This window comes from Streptomyces sp. NPDC051243 (assembly GCF_044455405.1).
In the GTDB taxonomy this organism is placed as follows: domain Bacteria; phylum Actinomycetota; class Actinomycetes; order Streptomycetales; family Streptomycetaceae; genus Streptomyces.
Genome location: NZ_JBITES010000010.1, coordinates 135691 through 153675, shown reverse-complemented (window position 1 = coordinate 153675; position 17985 = coordinate 135691). Strand labels below are relative to the sequence as shown.

20 protein-coding genes and 1 pseudogene are annotated in these 17985 nt (G+C 69.4%); 11 read left to right on the top strand and 10 right to left on the bottom strand.

Annotated features, from left to right (window positions below):
* Positions 1–197: 197 nt before the first annotated feature.
* The 6 genes and pseudogenes from ACIBAG_RS25800 to ACIBAG_RS25775 form a co-directional block, all read right to left on the bottom strand.
* Positions 198–449: pseudogene (locus tag ACIBAG_RS25800) on the bottom strand (ArsR/SmtB family transcription factor); the annotation flags it as partial.
* 64 nt (positions 450–513) lie between these two features.
* The gene (locus ACIBAG_RS25795) at positions 514–918 is read right to left on the bottom strand and encodes a (2Fe-2S) ferredoxin domain-containing protein (protein ID WP_399107922.1); all 405 of its coding nucleotides are present in this window, start codon (positions 916–918) and stop codon (positions 514–516) included.
* Between the two features lie 8 nt (positions 919–926).
* On the bottom strand, positions 927–1961 hold the full coding sequence (locus tag ACIBAG_RS25790) for a WD40 repeat domain-containing protein (protein WP_399107920.1): 1035 nt from the start codon (positions 1959–1961) through the stop codon (positions 927–929).
* Positions 1958–2974: a CobW family GTP-binding protein gene (locus ACIBAG_RS25785; protein ID WP_399107918.1), complete on the bottom strand. Its 1017-nt coding sequence runs from the start codon at positions 2972–2974 to the stop codon at positions 1958–1960. The genes ACIBAG_RS25790 and ACIBAG_RS25785 overlap by 4 nt, the downstream gene beginning before the upstream one ends.
* On the bottom strand, positions 2971–3261 hold the full coding sequence (locus tag ACIBAG_RS25780) for a hypothetical protein (protein WP_399107917.1): 291 nt from the start codon (positions 3259–3261) through the stop codon (positions 2971–2973). Before ACIBAG_RS25780 ends, ACIBAG_RS25785 begins: the two co-directional genes overlap by 4 nt.
* A gap of 14 nt (positions 3262–3275) precedes the next feature.
* Positions 3276–3686, bottom strand: a complete 411-nt coding sequence (locus ACIBAG_RS25775; RefSeq protein WP_399107915.1) for a Fur family transcriptional regulator — start codon at positions 3684–3686, stop codon at positions 3276–3278.
* A 316-nt stretch (positions 3687–4002) separates the two neighbouring features.
* Here ACIBAG_RS25775 and ACIBAG_RS25770 point away from each other — a divergent pair, with 316 nt between their 5' ends.
* The 8 genes from ACIBAG_RS25770 (at position 4003) to ACIBAG_RS25735 (ending at position 13220) form a co-directional block, all read left to right on the top strand.
* Positions 4003–4758 carry a metal ABC transporter permease gene (locus ACIBAG_RS25770; RefSeq protein ID WP_399107913.1) on the top strand — a complete coding sequence of 252 codons (756 nt, stop codon included), beginning with the start codon at positions 4003–4005 and terminating at the stop codon, positions 4756–4758.
* Positions 4759–5039: 281 nt separating this feature from the next.
* Positions 5040–5708 (top strand): choice-of-anchor M domain-containing protein, encoded by a 669-nt coding sequence (locus ACIBAG_RS25765; RefSeq protein WP_399107911.1) that lies wholly within the window; start codon positions 5040–5042, stop codon positions 5706–5708.
* Positions 5708–7378 carry a choice-of-anchor M domain-containing protein gene (locus ACIBAG_RS25760; protein ID WP_399108310.1) on the top strand — a complete coding sequence of 557 codons (1671 nt, stop codon included), beginning with the start codon at positions 5708–5710 and terminating at the stop codon, positions 7376–7378. Before ACIBAG_RS25765 ends, ACIBAG_RS25760 begins: the two co-directional genes overlap by 1 nt.
* A gap of 86 nt (positions 7379–7464) precedes the next feature.
* Positions 7465–8997, top strand: a complete 1533-nt coding sequence (locus ACIBAG_RS25755) for an anchored repeat ABC transporter, substrate-binding protein (protein WP_399107909.1) — start codon at positions 7465–7467, stop codon at positions 8995–8997.
* A gap of 8 nt (positions 8998–9005) precedes the next feature.
* A complete protein-coding gene (locus ACIBAG_RS25750; protein WP_399107907.1) occupies positions 9006–10535 on the top strand; it encodes a TIGR03773 family transporter-associated surface protein in 1530 nt (509 codons plus the stop codon).
* The gene (locus ACIBAG_RS25745) at positions 10528–11271 is read left to right on the top strand and encodes an anchored repeat-type ABC transporter ATP-binding subunit (RefSeq protein ID WP_399107905.1); all 744 of its coding nucleotides are present in this window, start codon (positions 10528–10530) and stop codon (positions 11269–11271) included. The genes ACIBAG_RS25750 and ACIBAG_RS25745 overlap by 8 nt, the downstream gene beginning before the upstream one ends.
* Positions 11268–12152, top strand: coding sequence for an anchored repeat-type ABC transporter permease subunit (locus ACIBAG_RS25740; RefSeq protein WP_399107904.1), 885 nt, complete (start codon positions 11268–11270; stop codon positions 12150–12152). The genes ACIBAG_RS25745 and ACIBAG_RS25740 overlap by 4 nt, the downstream gene beginning before the upstream one ends.
* A 303-nt stretch (positions 12153–12455) precedes the next feature.
* Entirely contained in the window at positions 12456–13220 is a 765-nt protein-coding gene (locus tag ACIBAG_RS25735) for a class I SAM-dependent methyltransferase (protein ID WP_399107902.1), read from the top strand.
* Between the two features lie 360 nt (positions 13221–13580).
* Here ACIBAG_RS25735 and ACIBAG_RS25730 read toward each other — a convergent pair whose 3' ends face one another.
* The 4 genes from ACIBAG_RS25730 to ACIBAG_RS25715 form a co-directional block, all read right to left on the bottom strand.
* Complete coding sequence (locus ACIBAG_RS25730; RefSeq protein WP_399107901.1) at positions 13581–14219, bottom strand: VOC family protein; 639 nt, start codon at positions 14217–14219, stop codon at positions 13581–13583.
* A 244-nt stretch (positions 14220–14463) separates the two neighbouring features.
* A complete protein-coding gene (locus ACIBAG_RS25725; protein WP_399107900.1) occupies positions 14464–14838 on the bottom strand; it encodes a hypothetical protein in 375 nt (124 codons plus the stop codon).
* A gap of 3 nt (positions 14839–14841) precedes the next feature.
* Entirely contained in the window at positions 14842–15111 is a 270-nt protein-coding gene (locus tag ACIBAG_RS25720) for a DUF2218 domain-containing protein (RefSeq protein WP_399107899.1), read from the bottom strand.
* Between the two features lie 27 nt (positions 15112–15138).
* Complete coding sequence (locus ACIBAG_RS25715; protein ID WP_399107897.1) at positions 15139–15765, bottom strand: methyltransferase domain-containing protein; 627 nt, start codon at positions 15763–15765, stop codon at positions 15139–15141.
* Between the two features lie 164 nt (positions 15766–15929).
* On the opposite strand from ACIBAG_RS25715, the gene ACIBAG_RS25710 reads away from it, so the two are divergent.
* The 3 genes from ACIBAG_RS25710 to ACIBAG_RS25700 all read left to right on the top strand — a co-directional run bounded on the left by ACIBAG_RS25710 (position 15930) and on the right by ACIBAG_RS25700 (position 17666).
* Entirely contained in the window at positions 15930–16340 is a 411-nt protein-coding gene (locus ACIBAG_RS25710) for a hypothetical protein (protein WP_399107895.1), read from the top strand.
* A gap of 270 nt (positions 16341–16610) precedes the next feature.
* The gene (locus ACIBAG_RS25705; RefSeq protein ID WP_399107893.1) at positions 16611–17309 is read left to right on the top strand and encodes a hypothetical protein; all 699 of its coding nucleotides are present in this window, start codon (positions 16611–16613) and stop codon (positions 17307–17309) included.
* A 99-nt stretch (positions 17310–17408) separates the two neighbouring features.
* The gene (locus ACIBAG_RS25700) at positions 17409–17666 is read left to right on the top strand and encodes a hypothetical protein (protein WP_399107891.1); all 258 of its coding nucleotides are present in this window, start codon (positions 17409–17411) and stop codon (positions 17664–17666) included.
* Positions 17667–17985: the final 319 nt, after the last annotated feature.

Below are 17985 nucleotides of genomic sequence, written 5' to 3'. Positions count from 1 at the left end.
TGCTGCTTGCGCCACCCGTAACGGGTCAGACCCTTCGGCTTGTACACCGACAGCGCGACCGCCACGAGCAGTACCAGCAGCGCAGCGGCGGCGTCGGCCAGCAACTGGACCCTCATCCCGATGAGGTCGCCACCGGACAGGTTCGTCCCGGCTGCGGCATCTGCGACGTGACCGGCCACCTGCATGTGCACCAGCAGATAGAGGCGGTAGACGATACGGCGGCCCTCGCGCTGTCCGGTGACCAGTCCCAGGGTGCGCAACAGCCGGAGTTGGTGGGAAACGGCGGACTGCTCCATACCGATGGCAGCGGCGAGTTCGGTGACCGAGTAAGCGGACTGGCGCAGCGTGGTGAGGATCAGCAGCCGGGACGGTGTGGCCAGGGCCTGGAGCGTGCTGGCCACGGAGGCGGCGGTGACCTCGTCGAGCGGAGCGCATGGTGAGCGAACCATGTCCGTGGGGCCAGGGGAGACGGCAGCCGGGATGACATCACGGCCGCCGTCTCGGCCGTCGCGTTCAGCGGCGTGCACGAGCCCTCGCCTCGCGCGGTGGCTGGACGAACTGCAACGCCAGGGTGGGCGGGGGCTCGGCGATCCCGGGTCCGCCCGCTGTGGCCCAGGCGAGCAGGTCATCGGTGCAGTCGTCGTCCATGGCGAAGCCGATCCAGGTCGCCTGGCCGCCGGCCCGCCGTCCGGCGGTGGAGGGCTGGACGACGATGACGTTGGCCTGGTCGCACGGACCAAGGCAGTCCGACGTACGCACCGCGAAGCCGCCGCCCGATGCGGTGGCACCGGCGCGCAGCCGCTCCAGCTGCCAGGCATGGTCGGTGCCAGGGTACTTGCGAGGGTTGCCGCAGCAGCAGCCGCGGCAGACGACCAGCGTGCACGGCCGGTTGGCAGCACGAACAACCGACCGCTGCACCGGCCGGCTCACAGTGCTGTCCGCGAGGGCAGGCCGTAGGCCCGGACGCGTCCGTCGCGGTGGGCGGTGATCAGCAGGTGCGGTCCGGCCCAGGCCAGGTCGGCGACCGCGGAGTCGACGTCGTCCAGTGTGCGCACGGGGCGTAGCCGGTTGGCTGGCTGTCCGGCGGTGGCGTACCACAGCGCGACCGTGCCGTCGTGGCCGCCACTGGCGAGGTGTCCGGCAGGGCCGGGCCGCCAGGCGAGCGCGGTGATCGTCTCGTGACAGCGGAGCTGGCGGGGTGCGGTGCCGGCGGGGCCCTTGCCGGAGAAGTCCCAGACGGTCAAGTCGGGGGCGCCGTCGGCGGCGAGCCAGAAGCCGGTGTCGTCGAAGGCGAGGCGGGAAACCTTCTCCGGATAGCCGGACATGGTCAGTTCGCTTCCGTCCCGGGTGCGCCAGATATGGATGGAGGCGTCCTGGTTGCCGCTGCAGATCCACTTCTCGGTCGGGGCCACGGCGAGCGCGAGGTGCGAGCCGATGTAGGGATAGGTGACGACGGGCTGCGCGGTGTGCCTCTCGTGGCCTCGCACCGCCCCGTATGCCGCAACGGCCAGCCGCCGCCCCCGGCGCAGCCAGGCGAGGTCGGTGACGGTGGACGCAGCGGGCTCCGTATGCCACAACTCCTCGCCGTCCGCGTCGAGTACGACCGCTGTGCGCCCGGAGGCGATGGCCGCCCGTTCGTCGTTGGCCCAGGCGGCAGAGGAGGACCAGGCGCCGGATTCGCGCACGACCGTGCGGCCGTCCGAGCGGCGCCACAGCGCGTACCCCATGGGGCCGGTGACCGCCAAGTGCCGGGCATTGGGGGAGAGTTGGGCCTTCAGGGCGCCGCCGGGCAGGTCGAGTGCGCCCATCTCGGCGCCCATCGCGGCATCGAGGACTCGTACCGTGCCCTCGGCTCCTGCGACGGCCACGAGGTCGCCGCGGGCGCTGAGCGCGACGGGTGCGTCGTCGATGGTGATCTCCCAGGCGACGGTCAGGGCCTGGTCGGGTGCGGTGATGCTCACGCGGCCGCTCCCGCCGTGGCCAGGCAGTCGGCGAAGCCGCGCTCCAACTCGTCGCGGTCGAGGTTGCGGCCGATGAAGACCAGCCGGTTGCGGCGCGGCTCGTCGGTTCGCCACTGGGCGCCCTCTTCGCCCATGAGCAGCATGTGCACGCCCTGGAAGACGTACTGCCTGCCCGAACCGGCAATGGCGAGGATGCCCTTGGAGCGGAAGATGTCGGCGCCCTTGGTACGCAGCAGGTTGCCGAGCCAGGCGTTGAGGCGGGCGTCGTCGACCTCGCCGTCGAGTTCGATGCCGACGGAGGTGACGGTGGTGTCGTGCTGGTGCTCGGTCTCGGTGAGGAAGGACGGGTCGTCCTTCAGGACCCGGTCGAGGTCGAAGGCGCCGACGTCGAGGATCTGCTTCAGGTCGACCTCGGCGTTGCGGGCGCGCAGGATCTGCACGGGTGCATTGATGGCCTTCACCCGGGCCTCGACCTCGGCGATGGTGGTCTCGTCCACCAGGTCGGTCTTATTGAGCACGATGCGGTCGGCGAAGGCGATCTGCTCGACCGCCTCGTTCTCCACGCCTTCCGGCTTGACCTCGTCGAGGTGCTGGAGGACATGGGCGGCGTCGACGAGGGTGATGATGGCGTCCAGGCGCAGTTGGGCGGCGATCTCGTCGTCCATGAAGAAGGTCTGCGCGACGGGGGCCGGGTCGGCCAGGCCGGTGGTCTCGATGAGGATGTGGTCGAACTTCTCCCGGCGGCGCATCAGGGCACCGAGGATGCGGATGAGATCTCCTCGGACGGTGCAGCAGATGCAGCCGTTGTTCATCTCGAAGATCTCTTCCTCGGCGTCGAGGACGAGGGCGTCGTCGATGCCGATCTCGCCGAACTCGTTCTCGATGACGGCGATACGGAGTCCGTGGTGCTCGGTGAGGATGCGGTTGAGGAGGGTTGTCTTGCCCGAGCCGAGAAAGCCGGTCAGGACGGTGACGGGGACGCGGCCGTCGACAGGCGCGGCGGAATCGGTCATGCGGAGTGGGCTCCTTCGGGTGCGGTGGTGAGCAGGGCGGCCTTGAGGTCGTCCTCGGTGATCTCGTCGGTGGGTTGGTGCAGGGTCCAGCGGCGGGCCTTGCCGTTCATCGGCAGGACGGCGACGACCGTCTCCAGGGGCGGGCAGCCCGGTTCGGTGCAGGCGAGCTGGCGGATCATGACGGTGGTGTCGTCGTCGAGGTCCAGCAGGGTGCGTACGGTCTCCTTCAGCTCGCGCAGATGCGGGCTCGGTGCGGCGGGGTTTCCCGGGCCGAATCCCAGGGGCATGGCGGCAGTTCTCCTCACTCGGTGGCGGGTTGGCAGCCGGCGCAGACGCCGGTGAGTTCGACGGTGTGCTCCACCGCGGCGAAGCCGGAGTCGGAGGCGATCCGTCCGGCCCACTCCTCGACGACCTCGGAATCCACCGGCCGACTGCTGCCGCAGGCGCGGCAGATCAGGTAGTGGCGGTGTTCATCGGTGGGCCGCCACCGGTAAAGCCGTTCACCGGCGCTGGCTTGGATGACATCGACCGCGTCCGCGGCCTCCAGGTCACGCAAGCCTCGGTAAACGGTGGTCAGACCGATCCGTGTGCCGTCGGCGGTCATGCGCGCATACAGGTCCTGCTCGGAGACGAAGTCGCGACAGTTCGCGAGTGCTTTCACAAGGGCCGATCGCTGCCGGGTGGGCCGCTGTTGGGTCATCGGGTCGCTCACACCAACGTTCACCCCCAGTGACGAATCAGGGAAGAGATGAAAATGAAATCCATCTCCATATGAACGATAGCTCATGTGTAGCTGAGTGCGCGAGGGGCCCGACCTGGCGGAAGGAGACAGATGAGTTTCCAGGGGAAGAAAGTCAGACCGTCGAGCGAGAGACATCGGCCATCCGCGACATGGAGGGCCAGGCCCGGTCGAATGCTTCGACGCCAGCCGGTGCAGCCCGGCCTGCAGATCCGACTCGCCAGACCGACAGCGTGCGGGTCAGCGCACGCGCCGTTCCTCCAGCGGTGCGGCGCGCAGGCGTGCGGCGGTGTCGCTCGGCAGGTGGGACCTGCCCTTCGCGGTACACGGGATCAGCGAACTGCCCTTCGCCGGCGCCTCGGCCGCGCTGCTGATCGGCGTGAACATCGTGGGCGGCTCGATCGTCGGCTCACTGATCGCAGCCGGGGCGATCGGGCTGCTCGGGGCGCGCGCCCGGGACCGCAACTCGGTGATCGGCACACTCATGCCGTTCGGCCTCGGTCTCGGCGTGCTGTTCCTCGCCCTGTACAAGGGCCGGGCGGCGAACAAGTTCGGCCTCCTCACCGGGCAGATCGTCGCCGTCGACACCCCCCAGATGTCCTGGCTGCTCGGCACGTCGGCCGTGGTACTCGTGGCGCTGGCGGCCATGTGGCGACCGCTCACCTTCGCCAGCGCCGACCCGGACGTGGCCGAGGCACGAGGTGTGCCGGTCCGCGGACTCTCGTTCGCCTTCATGATCGTGCTGGGCCTCGCGGTCGCGCTGTCCGTGCAGATCGTCGGGGCGCTGCTGGTCCTCACCCTCCTCGTCACCCCGGCGGCCGCCGCTGCCCGGGTCACGGCCTCACCTGTGCTGCTGCCCGTGCTGAGCGTGGTGTTCGCGGTGCTCTCCATCGAGGGCGGGATCCTGCTGGCCCTGGGCAGCAGCATCCCGATCAGCCCCTACGTCACCACCATCTCCTTCACGATCTACATCGTCTGCCGACTGGTGGGCACCTACCGGACCCGGCAGTGGGGAACCGGACGAACCGCTCCCGAGCCCGGCTGACCAACGCTCGCACCTTCGCTCCTGCCGTCCGCTGTCCCGCCTCAAGAGCGAAATTGTCGCTGAACGAGCACGGCTGCCCGCACTGTAAGAGGCGTTGACACTCGTCCGCCGGTGAACGCCTCGTTCAGCGCGTGTGCTTCCTCAGTCCCGCGTCCGGTCGGGCTTCGCTCCGGCTCCCCTAGTCACGCTCGGCCGTTCATGTCCCGAGCATCTCAGCAATCTCATTGCACACCCTTTATGAAAACGATTATCGTCTTACTCGTGCCCGAGGGGGCATGAACATGACCCATGGGGGGTTCCTTTTGCGTACCCGCAGACGCCTGCTGACCGTCACCGGCATCGCCGCCGCCGCGCTCGCCACGGCCGGTCTCAACACCTCCGCCTTCGCCGCCACCACCCTGAGCAGCGGCCACGTCGACGTCCTCGACGCCGAGTGGGACGGCGCCGCCCTGCACCTCCACGTCCACGACGAGGAGACCGCCACCGAGTACGAGCCCGCCGACGTGACCCTGTCGGTGCCGGCGGCCGCGAAGGTCGCCAACCCGGGCTACGGCTTCCTCGGCTCCGGCAGCCAGATCTGGCTGCTGCCCGACACCGAGGCCGAGGCCGACGCCGCCGGGGTGCTCTTCCCCGGCATCTCCACCGAGCACCTCACCACCGGCGTCTTCGCCAACAACACCGTCACGTACACCCTGGTCAGCGCCACTCGCAACGGCGCGGTCACCGAGGACTTCAGCATCTACGCGGGCAGTGGAAGCCGCTGGTTCGACAGCAACACCGCCACCACCAGCTTCAAGTCCAGGAGCTTCGGCGTCGCCACCCACAACCACGCCAACTGGGCCTTCGAAGAGGCCGGAACCTACGTACTGAAGTTCAAGGTCTCCGGCACGGTCAACGGTGCTCTCAAGGAGTCCGCCACCGAGACCTACACCGTCGTCGTCAGCTCGTGATGCGGGCCCTGACGCGCGGCAGACGCGCCTTCACAAGTGCGGCGCTCCTCGCGGCGACCGCGGTGCTCCTGGGCGCGGCAGGGCTGGCCACCGCCGGCGGCAGCGGGCCTGCCCGCGCCGCCGGTGGTGCCGTCGTCCTCGACGAGGGCGAGCTCGATCTCACGCCCCGACTGGCCGACGGAAAGCTCGAGTTGCAGATCGACGACCGCAGTGGCGACGCGGCGGTCGTGCGTGAGCCGTCCCAGGTCGTGCTGCACGCCCCGGCGTCCTCCCTGCAGTACACCGCCGACCCGGTGGCCACGGCGCTCGGCACGACCAACATGGACTCCTGGCAGCTCAACGGCTGGGAGGCGGAGAACATCTTCGCGCCGGAGCCGGGCTGGAACGGCTCCGCGGCGGGAGACGACACCGAGGTCACGCTGTCCGGGTACGAAGGTCCCGGGGACTTCGGCATGGCCGCCTACACCCGAGAGATGGACAACGCGGACGCTCCGGCGATCCCGTACCTCGGCAGTGTCGCCTCCGTCCAGCGCACCTTCACGCTGCCGCGCGACGAGGAACGGCTGCTGCCCATCTGGCAGTTCACTGCGGAGGGCGTCTACCGGCTCACCTTCACCGTATCGAGCGGCGGCTCCTCGGACACCGAGACCCTCGCCGTGGTCGTCGGCGACGACGTCGACCCGGCCGACGTCCTGCCCGGTGACGGCTCCACTCCGACGGCTTCCCCGACCGATTCGCCCACCGGCTCGGCGACCGCGAGCCCGTCGCCCACTACCCCGGCGGCGCATGTCATCGCCGAAGGTCACGTCGACCTGGCGGCCCGTCCGGCAGACGGTGACCTGGAGTTCCAGATCAAGGAGGGTACCGAGCTCAACCACAAGTGGTACGAGCCGGGCCAGGTCGTCATGCACGTACGGCCCGCCGCCAAGCGGAAGATCCCGCAGGGATACGGCTTCCTCGGCACCCCGGGCGACGCGGTGTGGTGGCTGCCTCTGCAGCAGAACGCCGGCATCGTGTGGCCGGGCTGGAACACCACGGAGTTCGCCAAGGCCGACCTCGACGGCCGCGTCTCCTTCCGGCTGGACTCCGTACAGGGCCCCGGAAACATCGCGATGTTCCACAACGGCGCGATGGGCGACCCGGTCGTCTCGCTCAACAGCGGTGACGGTCTGCCCGACGCCCACACCCTCGGTGCGGGCACGCACAGCCACTTCGACTGGGTCTTCGGCGCCGAGGGCGTCTACCGCACCACTTTCACCGTCAGCGCGACCCTCGCCGACGGAACGAAGGTCAGCGACACGGAGACCATCGCCTGGGTGGTCGGGGACGACACCGATCCGTCGACCGTGACGCCGGGTGAGGGCAACGAGCCAACGGCGACGCCGACGGCGACCCCGTCGGCGTCGGCCTCGCAGACGCCGACCGCTACCGCCAGCCCGGCCGACTCGCCCAGCGCCTCGGCTTCGGCAACCGCTCCTGGCTCCAGCTCCTCTGGGACAACCGGCGGAAGTTCCTCGACCGGAGCCAGCGGCAGCAGTGGAACCTCGACGGCCGGCGGCCTGGCCTCCACCGGCGCGCAGGTCGGTGTGATCGCGGGCATCGCCGTGACCGCCCTGCTGCTGGGCGGCGTCGCGGTGTTCGTCGTACGACGTCGCCGTACCGCTCAGTGAAAGCTCCGCGTACGACGGACCGGCGCATGGCAGCCACCCGGTCCGTCGTACGCGGCATTGTCGTGTTGAAGAGAAGGAGGAGCCCCATGTGGGGCCACCCCAAACCCACCACTACCGTCGCCGTGCTGATCGCGGCGAGCGCGTTACTGTCCGGGTGCAGCGGGCTTCAAGCCGGGTCATCGGATGCCGAGTTGAGGGTGTCGACGACCACCGGGATCATCGCCGACCTGGTCGAGCAGGTCGGCGGCGACCGCGTCGACGTCACCTCGATCGTGCCGCACCACGGCGACCCGCACTCCTACGAGCCCAGCCCCGGCGACGCCGCCAAGGTCGCCAAGGCCGACGTCGTGTTCAGCAACGGGCTGCTGCTCGAAGAGCCCGGGATCACGAAGATGATCCACACCAACGCCCGTAAGTCCGCCCCGAAGATCGAGATCGCCGAGAAGCTGGAGCAGTACGGCGGCACGGTCATCAAGCTGGAGGAGGACCTCGGGCTCGACGTGCTGTGGCTCGGCTGGGCCGTCGAGGGCGAGGTCGCTGGAGACGGCTCCCAGGTCCGTACGACTGCGACGAAGTTGGAGGGGCCCGGCGAGCTGCGCGTGTATCTCACCGACACGCTCGGCAAGCCCAAGGCCTACATCGACTCCGCCGACGGCCTCGACGACGCAGACTCCTTCACCCTGCCCCCTGAGGCACACACCCACGTCAACTGGGCCTTCAGCAAGCCCGGAACGTACCGGCTGACCGTCCAGGGACAGACCGAGACCCTCGACGGCAAGACCGAAGAGATCAGCAGCGGCACCTTCACCTTCACCGTCGGCGACGACACCGAGACGCCGGAGCGAGCCAGAGTCCTCGACGGCGGGCACGCCGACGTCGCGCTCAACGCCGAGACCGGGAAGGTGTACGTCCGCGCCGATGACGACAAGAGCGGTGAGCCTGAGCGTCTCCCGGCGGACGAGGTGGTGCTGAACGTTCCCGACCGGGCGAAGGAGGCGGTGCCGAAGGAGGAGCCGTACGGCTTCCTCGGCAAGCCCGGCGACGAGCTGTGGGTACTGCCGCAGGCCGTGATCGGCAAGCACGTGCACGGCGACATGGACCCGCACGCCTGGGCGGACGTCGCCAACGCGGCGGCCTACGTCCGGCGGATCGAAGCCGAGCTGATCAAGGCGGACCCGGACGGGAAGGCGACGTACGAGAAGAACGCCGCCGCCTATCTGAAGACGCTCGGCGCCCTCGACGAGGAGGTCGCCGAGAAGCTCGCCACCGTGCCGGAGCAGAACCGCAAGCTGATCACCACCCACGACGCCTTCGGCTACCTCGCGAAGGCGTACGGCATGGAGATCGCGGGCTTCGTCGTGCCGGTGCCCAACCAGGAGCCGAGCGCGGCTGAGGTCGAGGAGCTCGGCGACACCATCAGGGAGAAGAAGGTCCCGTCCGTGTTCCTCGAGCCGAACCTGGCTGCGCGCGCCGACGTCCTGCGCCGGGTCGCCGAGGACGAGGGCGTCGGCATCTGCACGATCTACGGCGACTCGTTCGACGACAACGTCCACGACTACGTATCGATGATGCGGCACAACGCGACCGAGCTCGCCAAGTGCCTGGGGAGGGGCGCCTGATGAGGGGCATGCACAGAGTTCAGCGAGTCGCCGTGGCGGTGGTGCTCGCGGCAACCCTGGCCGGGGGCGGCGTCGCCGTCGCGGACGACGGCACGGTGCGTGCGGCAGGGTCCGGACTCGGCCGGATCGCCTACACGGACTGGGTTCTGACCCTCGATCCGGCCGACGGCGCCCATGTGATCGAGGTCGGCAGCGCGGACGTGGCAGACGCCTCGGCTCCCGGGTGGGACACCACCGGCGTACCCGAGGGCGCGCTGTCAGGGGACACCGTGCGGTGGGCACTCACCGGGCTCGACGGCCCCGGTGACCTCAAGGTGTACTCGGACGAGGACGAGAGGGCCGATGGAGCTGAGGACGCGCTGCTGTTCGACAGTGCGGACGATCGGCCCGACGCGTATGACCTGCCGGTAGGTCAGCAGGGCGGCACACGCTGGCAGTTCAGTGAGGAGGGCACGTACCGGGTCATCTTCACCGCCGAGGCCACGGCCGCGGACGGGCGGGAACTGTCCGTCGGGACCGTGTACACGGTCGTGGTCGGGGACAGTGCGGGCGGGGAGGACGCGCCCGGCAACGAGCCGGCTGCTGAGGAGACCCCCACCGAGGAAGCAGCTGAGAAGGCGCAGATCCCGACGGCAGCCGGGAAGGCCGTGACGGAGGCGGCCGAGATCGAGCGGCGCACCGCCCTGGCCGCCACGACCGCTGCCACCGATGTCGTGTCCGACAGAAAGGTCCTCGACGAGGGCCATGTCGACTTCGCCGCCCGCGTCGTCGACAACAAGCTGCAGATCCACATCAAGGACGGCACGGTCTCCGGGAAGCCCACCTGGCGCGAACCCTCCTCCGTGGTCCTGCACGTCAAGCCCGCCGCCAAGAACACCCTCCCGGCGGGCGACGAGTTCGCGTTCCTCGGCAAGGGCGGCGACCCGGTGTGGCTGCTCGACCAGGTGCAGCAGGAGGGGCTGCTGTGGCCCGGCTGGTCGACGGACAACATCAAGGCGGGCGCGGCCAAGGGGGGCGTGGAGTTCTCCCTCACCAAGGTCGACGGTCCGGGAACCTACGCGCTCTACACGTACGACGCCATGTCGGGCGCGAACGTCCTGTTCAACAGCAAGGACGGGGTGCCTGACTCCTTCGACGTGCCCGCCAACACCCACGCGCACGGCGGATGGGCGTTCACCAAGCAGGGGACGTACCGGCTCACATTCAAGATGAGCGGCACGCTGGCCAGCGGCACGAAGGTCTCCGACACGGAGACGGTGACGTTCGTGGTCGGCGACACCGACCCCGGGACGGTGACGCCGGGCGACGGCTCCGGCAAGGGTGAGGCCGGGACGTCCGGTTCCTCTTCCTCGGACACGGCAGGCTCCGCGTCCGACTCCGGCTCCACGGGCGGCTCTTCGAGGGACGACACCGACGGTTCGATGGCCTCCACCGGTGCCGGCCAGGCTGTACTCCTGAGCTCGGCCGCCGCCGCGCTCACCGCCGTGGGCGCCGTGGCCTTCCTGGCCGCCCGGCGCAGGAGGACCGCACATGGCTGACCGAGCGGAACCGCTGCTGCGGGTCACCGGCGCGACCGTCGTCCTCGGCGGGCGAATCGCCCTGGAGAAGGCCGACCTCTCAGTCGACGCGGGCGAGCTGGTGGGCCTCATCGGCCCGAACGGCGCCGGCAAGACGACCCTTCTGCGCGCCGCCCTCGGGCTCGTCCCGTTGGCTGGTGGAGATGTGGCCGTCGAGGGCCGGACCGAACGGCGCGCCGGGCGGAGCATCGGCTACGTGCCGCAACGGCACGAGTTCGCCTGGGACTTCCCCATCGACATCGCCGGCGCGGTCCTCACCGGCCGCACCCGCCAGATGGGCTGGCTGCGCCGCCCGGGCCGAGCCGACCGGGCCGCGGTGGACGAGGCACTGGAGCTGACCGGACTCGCCGACCTGCGGCGGCGCCCGATCGGCGAGCTCTCCGGCGGCCAGCGGCAGCGGGTCCTGGTGGCCCGCGCCCTCGCCGCAGGCCCCCGCATCCTGCTCCTCGACGAACCGTTCACCGGAGTCGACGTCCCCACCCAGGACCTGCTGAACGAGCTGTTCGGCCGACTGGCCACGGAAGGTAAGGCGCTGCTGATGACCACCCACGACCTGGCGGCCGCCGCCCGCACCTGCCACCGGGTGGCACTGATCAACCGCACGGTCGTCGCCGAGGGCGGCCCCGACATCCTCGCCGACCCCGACCAGATGCTGCGCGCCTTCGGCCTCGACCGCGCGATCGGAGCCGCAGCGTGATCGAGTTCCTCACCGACCCATGGCAACTCCCCTTCATGCAAAGGGCCTTCACCGTCGCTGCGATCATCGGCCTGGTATGCGGCGTCGTCGGCGTGTACGTCGTACTGCGCGGCATGGCGTTCATCGGTGACGCCGTCGCCCACTCCGCCTTCCCCGGCGTCGCACTCGCCTACGCCTTCGAGGGCAACCTCCTTCTCGGCGGCGCCGCGGCCGGCATCACCACGGCCGTCCTCATCGCCTTCGTCTCCCAGAACCGGCGGCTGAAGGAGGACACCGTCATCGGTGTCTTCTTCGCCTTCGCCTTCGGCCTCGGCATCGTCCTGGTCTCCACCAGGGACAGCTGGACGACAGACCTGTCCTCCTTCCTCTTCGGCCAGGTCCTCGCGGTCAGCGCGTCGGACGTATGGACCGTCGCCGCCATCGGCGCCGTACTCGTCCTCGCCGTGCTGGCAATCGGCAAGGAACTGGTCGCCGTCAGCCTCGATCGCGAAACGGCACGCGCCGCGGGCCTGCCGGTGTTCCGCCTCGACCTGGCGCTCTACGTCGTCGTCACCACGACGATCGTGATGTCCCTGGAAGCGGTCGGCAACATCCTCGTCCTCGCCCTGCTCATCACCCCCGCAGCCACCGCCCGGATGCTCACCGAACGGCTGTGGGCGATGACCCTGCTGGCCTCGCTCATCGGCTGCACGGGCAGCGTGGCCGGTCTGTACGTCTCCTACACCTACGACCTGGCTGCCGGCGGCTCCGTGGTCGTCGTCCTCACCGGCCTGTTTGCCCTCACTTGGTGCCTGGCCCCCCGCCACGGGCTCCTGGCGAAGCGCATCCGGCGCCATGAGCCCAGCGTTCCCGCAATTGCGCCCGCGCCTGCCGGACGGTGACAGCTCGACGAGCAGCCCTCGTCCGTGCGGGCAGGGCTGCTCGTCGCCTTCCTCCAGGGGCAGCGGGTGCCGCGTGGCTCCGCTACTGCCCCTCCCCCTGCGACGGACGCACGGGGCGGCAGAAGCCGTGGAGTCCGTCGCCAGTAGCGCCGGTCAACCCGTCCACCTGCACCGCGTGGCAGACCACAGTTGGCTCGCTCCTGCGCGCCGGTTCCGGAGGGCAGCGATGTACTTGCGCGCCCGCGCCACGATGCCTGCCGGGGACGGCACCGAGATGAACCACTCGCTAAGGAGAGGCCAGAGATGACAAAGACCGCCACGGGTGAGGCCGACCTCGCCGATCAAGGACTCGGCTATGCCGTCAACGGGCCCTATTACGACGTCATTTTCCCCGAGCCGGTACGGGCCTCGCTCTCGGACGCCCTGAGGCTGCTGGTGCCCGGTGCCCGCACAGTTGCCGACATCGGACCTGGCACAGGGGTGTTCACCGAGACGCTGCTGGCGTTGGTAGGGCGGGAGGGCGAGATCTTCGCGGTCGAGCCGACGCGCATCATGCGCGCCGCTCTGGTGACACGGCTGTCCCGCATGCCGGCAGCCGCGGACACGGTGACCGTGTTGCCCGAGGACGCGCTGGAAGCCGAGGTGGACGTCCCCCTGGACGCTGTTGTGCTGTTCAACGTGATCATGCACTTCTCACCCGAGCAGCGGGCTCGGCTCTGGCGCAAGTGGGCCGATGCGCTCAGTCCAGGCGGCCTCCTGGTCATGGAGTCCCAGCACCCTCAGACGGCAACCGCCATCCCGCCATCGGTGGTGCCGGGAGGCAGGCTGGGACGGCACCGCTACGACACCGTCGCGCGGGCGGACGTCGTGGGTGAGGACCTGATCCGATGGGTGATGACCTACCGGACCTGGCGCGGCGACGACCTCATTCGTGAAGAGGCAGCCGAGTTTGACTGCCATGTCGTCTCCGACGAGGTGCTGGCCGCCGAGCTGACGGCGGTGGGGCTCGAACGTCACCCGGCCGCGCCCGAAGGCATCCAGGCGTGGCGGCGCGCGCAGACTCGCTGAGCCTCTCTCCCCGCCCCGGGGACCGGCAGCGCATGAACTCGGCGGAACTCATCGCCCGTCCTGCCTTGGGCTTTCGAAGAGGGGCGGCTGCCGATCATACGGCAGTCCGCTTCTTCGGGCGTCACTCGTGGGGCGGCTCAGGTCAGACCAGCTCGCGTCGTAGCGCCGGTCCGGCTGACGCGGTTCTCTCCTCAGCCCGACGCCGAAGGTTGCCGACCGGTGTTGCCGTCATCACTGGCGCAGCCAGCAGCAAAGTAGTGGGAGGCAGCCAATTCCACCGGCCAGCGACCGTGGGAGTCCCTGGACGCTGCCCGGCTCACCCGCCGTTCCGCCTGTCCGTCCGTCGACGTGAACTCCGGCCTACTCGGAGAGGCCCAATGTGAGGGACGCCCCGTCTACGAAGCCGACTTCGACCCGTAGGGGACCCGCGTTGCCGGGCACGGTCTTTAGGCCGCTGGGCTTTCCACCGCACCAGCCTTCGATGACGTCGGCCGGGCCGGCCACATCGATGCCCGTGACGCCAACGGGCTGGCGGCGATGCGCGGCGCTGAGGACACCGGGGCCTTGCGGCCAGTGGATGAGGCAGGGCAGGAAGCGCCGTTCGAAGTTCTGGCCGAAGCCGGCCAGCGTGTAGGGCGGATAGCCCGGGCCCTCCGCGGGAGCCTCGATGACGGACATCTCGTTCGCGGCGGCGAGCTCGCGCAGCCTTTGCTCGTCCTCGACCACCACCAGCCACGCCATCGGGATCAGCGGCGCCGAGGGATGCGCGGCGAGTGCCTCGTTGTCGAACTCCAGCAGCGGCGGGGCGCCGGTCGCGGGAGTCTCACCGTTCGGATAGTGGATCTCCAGCACCTGACCATGTCGCAGCGGCACGACGAGGTTGGACAGCCCCAGCCCTGGAATGGGCCGGCCGCGGGCGACACCCAGACCGGCGCGGCTGAGTACCTCCTCGGCGTCCGCTCTGGAGCGGGCAGCCAGCACGACGTGGTCGATCTCCATCGGATCTCACCCTCCATAGGAATCCATCCGCACCGTGACCGACCCTCACATTAACCGTGGTGAAATTCGTTTTCAATAAAGGTCGCCGACAGGAGGTTGAGCATGAGGAGGCCGCTGCCACGAGTCTCCTAGTAGAGCCGCACCGATGCGGCCAGACTCGCGACCTTCCTCGCCCGGGAACGCCACGACTCTCATGGGCGCATCTCTTCCATCGCGTGCGAACAGGTGACGGCACGGGTCCGCGTCACGGGGTACACCTGCGCCGGTGGTGGACGATGAAGCCGCCCATCCCGATGAGTTTCACGAGGACGACCGCCACGACGACGGCACCGACGCCCCAACCCAGCCACTGCGAGGCAGCCAGCACAGAGCCGCCCAGCACCAGGTGCGCGACGGCCGGCACTGCCACGACTCCGATGGCCGCTCTCACCGTCCATCGGCGGGACGCTCCACCCGCGTGACCGTGTCCTTTCGGCTGCGGGGCATCCGCAGCCGCCGGGAGACGCATCGGGTCGACTGTGGCAGTGAGAGCGCTGGGGTCTTCGAGCTGCTGCCAGTCCACCGTCAGGCGGTCGCGCCTGCCGATCTTCTCGACGCGTGCGGCGATGAGATCCTGCATCCGTCACAGATCCTCCTCGGTGTCGGCCTCGATACGCATCACCAGCGCGTCCTGCGTGGCCCACAAGGTCCACCGGCCCAGGCTCAGGCGGACGGTCGCATCGGTGTCGGACCATTCGACGTCATGTACCGCTGGGGGCCTGTGCGCGTCCGCGCCGTCATGAGGGTCCTGCCGACAGCGAGGGTGACGTCCCATCTGCTGGGCGTGTCGGCAGAGTTGGTCGAGGTAGCGGCCGGCGCGTTCGGTCTCGACGCGGGCTTCCGCGGTCAGCATTGCGTTCCTTTCCGGCCCGTTACAGCTTCAGATCCTGGTCAGGGCGACGAGCCATGCCCGGATGCCGTCCGGGTCCGTGGTGATGTCGATCGTGCTGGGGTCGATGGAGTCGATGCGCCATCCGTTGGTGAGCGATGCCTCGATCTCCGCACGCGTGAGCTTGTGCACGCACCCCCAATCGCCGGGCTGCCGGTCGCTTAAGCCCAGCATGAAGTACCGGCCACCCGGGCGGATCGCGGCCCTCAGGTTGTCGACATAGGCGGCGCGGTCGTCGGCGTCGACGATGTGGAAGAGGCCGCAGTCGAGCACGGTGCCGAAGGTTTCCCGCAGCTCGGACAGCTTCCGGGCGTCCCCGTGCAGGAACCGCGCCGTGCGACCCCGCTCGCGGGCTTTCTCCTCGGCAGCGCAGGGCCCGGGAGGCGAGGTCGACGCCCGTGGCGTCCAAGCCGAGCCCGGCACACATGAGTACGTGCTCGCCGGTCCCGCAGCCGACGTCCAGCACCTGGCCCGGATGACACCCGCCTCGGCGAGAGCGAGGAATGCCGGCTGCGGTCGGCCGATGCCCCAGGGCGGCGGCTCGGCGTAGAGGTCGTCGGGCTCCGGCGGCGCCCCGGAGCCGGGGTGGACGTGGTGGGGGTAACGGGATCCGGCCATACCGGTGTCCTTCCCGATGCGTCGGAGGTTCCCGATCGCCTTCCGGACCTCATGCCATTGACCAGCTTTATCGAGACACTACGTCTCTGTCGATTCAGCCTGTCGCTAAAAAGGATCATTGGAGTCGACGGTGCAGCCTCGTTCGGACTCGCTATGATCACGCCGTGCTCACGGACCGGACGGCCACAGCCCTGCCGCGAGCCCGTACGCGGGCTCCGCAGCTGACCCGTCTTGTGTGGCTCGCGACGCTGCTGTTCGGTCTCCTGTTGGCGCACGGACTGAACGGCGAGAGTTCCGCCGGACACCTGGAAGCTGGCGTCACCGCATCGCTTCCCGTACATGGGGCGGAACCCTCCGCCGATCACGATCAACACCAGCGCGAGGACGGCGAGTCCGAGGCCGTCGGCCACAACAACTGTGCACCCGGCCAGCCGGACGACGCGCTCGCCGTCCCGCTTCCCGGAACATCGCCGGCGGTCGACCACTGTCACGCGTCGCCGCACTCCGGCCAGCAGACCATCGCCACCGCTCCGCCCCTCAGGCCTCCCGGCACGACATCCGTGTTGCGCATCTAGGCGGACGGGAGCCATCCCCGTCGGGCAGGCGCTGCCTGCCCACCTGCGCCTGCGCGCACCCCTGCCTCCACGGTCAATTCCCTGACGGGATTCGCACGACGACCCGCACCGCCAGGCAGTGATGCCTCACACCTTCAACGGCAGCTGAGCGCCCGCACCGCACCGATGGCTCCACTTTCACTGCCTTCTTCCCCTTCCCGAAACCCCGAGTCGCCGAAAGGCCCTGCCTTGCCCCTCGTCACCGAGCGCCCCGCACACCCCACACGCTCCATGCCCCAGCCGCCCCCTGGCGGCGGCCGAGCCGCCGCCCGCCGCGGGCGCGGACGCCGCCGCGCCCGCAAGCCTGTTCCGCTCGCGGGGCGCTACATCGGATACGTGCTGTACTTCGTAGGAGCGGGACTCATCAGCGGCGCCGTGGTGCACCACCCGCTGGATCCGGCCCGGTACACGAAGATCGCCATCATCGGCGTCCTGGTCTTCATGGTCGCCACGCTGGTCAACGAGTTCCTGCTCGCCGCCGAGCGGCCCGGGCTGCCGCGCGCCGTCCTCGTCATCGTCGCGTCGTTGCTGCTCTCGTTCGGCATCGGCATGCTCAGCGGTGGCCTGCAGCACTTCGAGGACTTCCCCGCACGGGGCGCCGCGCTCGTCCCCGTGGGGATAACGGTCTCGTTCATCGCATTCGTACTCAAGGACGCGGAATCCTCCTGGCGCCGCCTCTTCAGCCCGCTGGGGCTGGCCGTCCTCCTCACCGCGAGCGTCAGCTTCTTCGGCCTGCGCACGATCGCGGACGGACTGGGTGAAGCCTCCGGCGAGAGCGGGCACAGCCATGGCACGGGCATGGAAGAGGAACCGGACGAACACGGAGCCGAGAAGGAGTCCCCCGCGTCCGCACCCGAATCAACGGCGCCGGAAACGGCCCCAGCCACCGGTGCGGAGTCCGGCCACTCGGACGACGGCCACAGCCACTAGACAGGCTTGACGTCCGGAGCCAGTCATCTACTAAGTCGCTTAGATTTGATCGGGTAACGTAGGCGTCGCACCCATGCGCAGGGTGCATCGGAGGGGGAAATGACCGGACACAGCGACGCCTACGCCCCGAGCTCCTTCGCCGACGCCATCCGTGTCGCGTCGGACATCAAGGAAGATCAGAGCCAGTTCACTTCATGGGCCTCCGCCGCCGGCCTGATTGCGGCGGTGCTGGTCATTGCCCTGGTCGTGTTCCTGACGATTGAGCTGGCATGGCGGGAGAGGCGGCAGCGCAGGCGAGACACAGAGGCGGATCCGACTCCCGAACAGCACCTCCATGATGGTGAAATCTCATCGTGACCAGAGCTGACATCAGCTGTGCTTGATTTACTGATCACCTCAGTGGAGTCGCCTGTCTCCGCAGTGCAACCCGCACAGACAACTCTGGTCGATCGGCTCCGCCGAGAGTCTGCTCAGCGGCGCCGCGCGGTAGACCTATGCGGCGACCGAGCCGTCCACAGCCATCGAGGTACGTGAGGGCCGGGCATCGAGCGTGCACGGGACTTCGGCTTCATCGTCAAACGTCGTACGACACCCAGCTCACCTGCGTCATCGGCGTCGCACGCAAGCCGGAGAAGTGAGGCGCCGGCCACGCGCCGCTCCGGACGAGCCCATCGAC

Excerpts from the sequence above, each read along its gene's own strand:
- ACIBAG_RS25785 (WP_399107918.1), bottom strand. The coding sequence starts at position 2,974 with ATGACCGATTCCGCCGCGCCTGTCGACGGCCGCGTCCCCGTCACCGTC.
- ACIBAG_RS25780 (WP_399107917.1), bottom strand. The coding sequence starts at position 3,261 with ATGCCCCTGGGATTCGGCCCGGGAAACCCCGCCGCACCGAGCCCGCAT.
- ACIBAG_RS25765 (WP_399107911.1), top strand. The coding sequence starts at position 5,040 with ATGACCCATGGGGGGTTCCTTTTGCGTACCCGCAGACGCCTGCTGACC.
- ACIBAG_RS25760 (WP_399108310.1), top strand. The coding sequence starts at position 5,708 with ATGCGGGCCCTGACGCGCGGCAGACGCGCCTTCACAAGTGCGGCGCTC.
- ACIBAG_RS25755 (WP_399107909.1), top strand. The coding sequence starts at position 7,465 with ATGTGGGGCCACCCCAAACCCACCACTACCGTCGCCGTGCTGATCGCG.
- ACIBAG_RS25750 (WP_399107907.1), top strand. The coding sequence starts at position 9,006 with ATGCACAGAGTTCAGCGAGTCGCCGTGGCGGTGGTGCTCGCGGCAACC.
- ACIBAG_RS25745 (WP_399107905.1), top strand. The coding sequence starts at position 10,528 with ATGGCTGACCGAGCGGAACCGCTGCTGCGGGTCACCGGCGCGACCGTC.
- ACIBAG_RS25735 (WP_399107902.1), top strand. The coding sequence starts at position 12,456 with ATGACAAAGACCGCCACGGGTGAGGCCGACCTCGCCGATCAAGGACTC.
- ACIBAG_RS25730 (WP_399107901.1), bottom strand. The coding sequence starts at position 14,219 with ATGGAGATCGACCACGTCGTGCTGGCTGCCCGCTCCAGAGCGGACGCC.
- ACIBAG_RS25725 (WP_399107900.1), bottom strand. The coding sequence starts at position 14,838 with ATGCAGGATCTCATCGCCGCACGCGTCGAGAAGATCGGCAGGCGCGAC.
- ACIBAG_RS25720 (WP_399107899.1), bottom strand. The coding sequence starts at position 15,111 with ATGCTGACCGCGGAAGCCCGCGTCGAGACCGAACGCGCCGGCCGCTAC.
- ACIBAG_RS25715 (WP_399107897.1), bottom strand. The coding sequence starts at position 15,765 with ATGGCCGGATCCCGTTACCCCCACCACGTCCACCCCGGCTCCGGGGCG.
- ACIBAG_RS25705 (WP_399107893.1), top strand. The coding sequence starts at position 16,611 with ATGCCCCAGCCGCCCCCTGGCGGCGGCCGAGCCGCCGCCCGCCGCGGG.
- ACIBAG_RS25700 (WP_399107891.1), top strand. The coding sequence starts at position 17,409 with ATGACCGGACACAGCGACGCCTACGCCCCGAGCTCCTTCGCCGACGCC.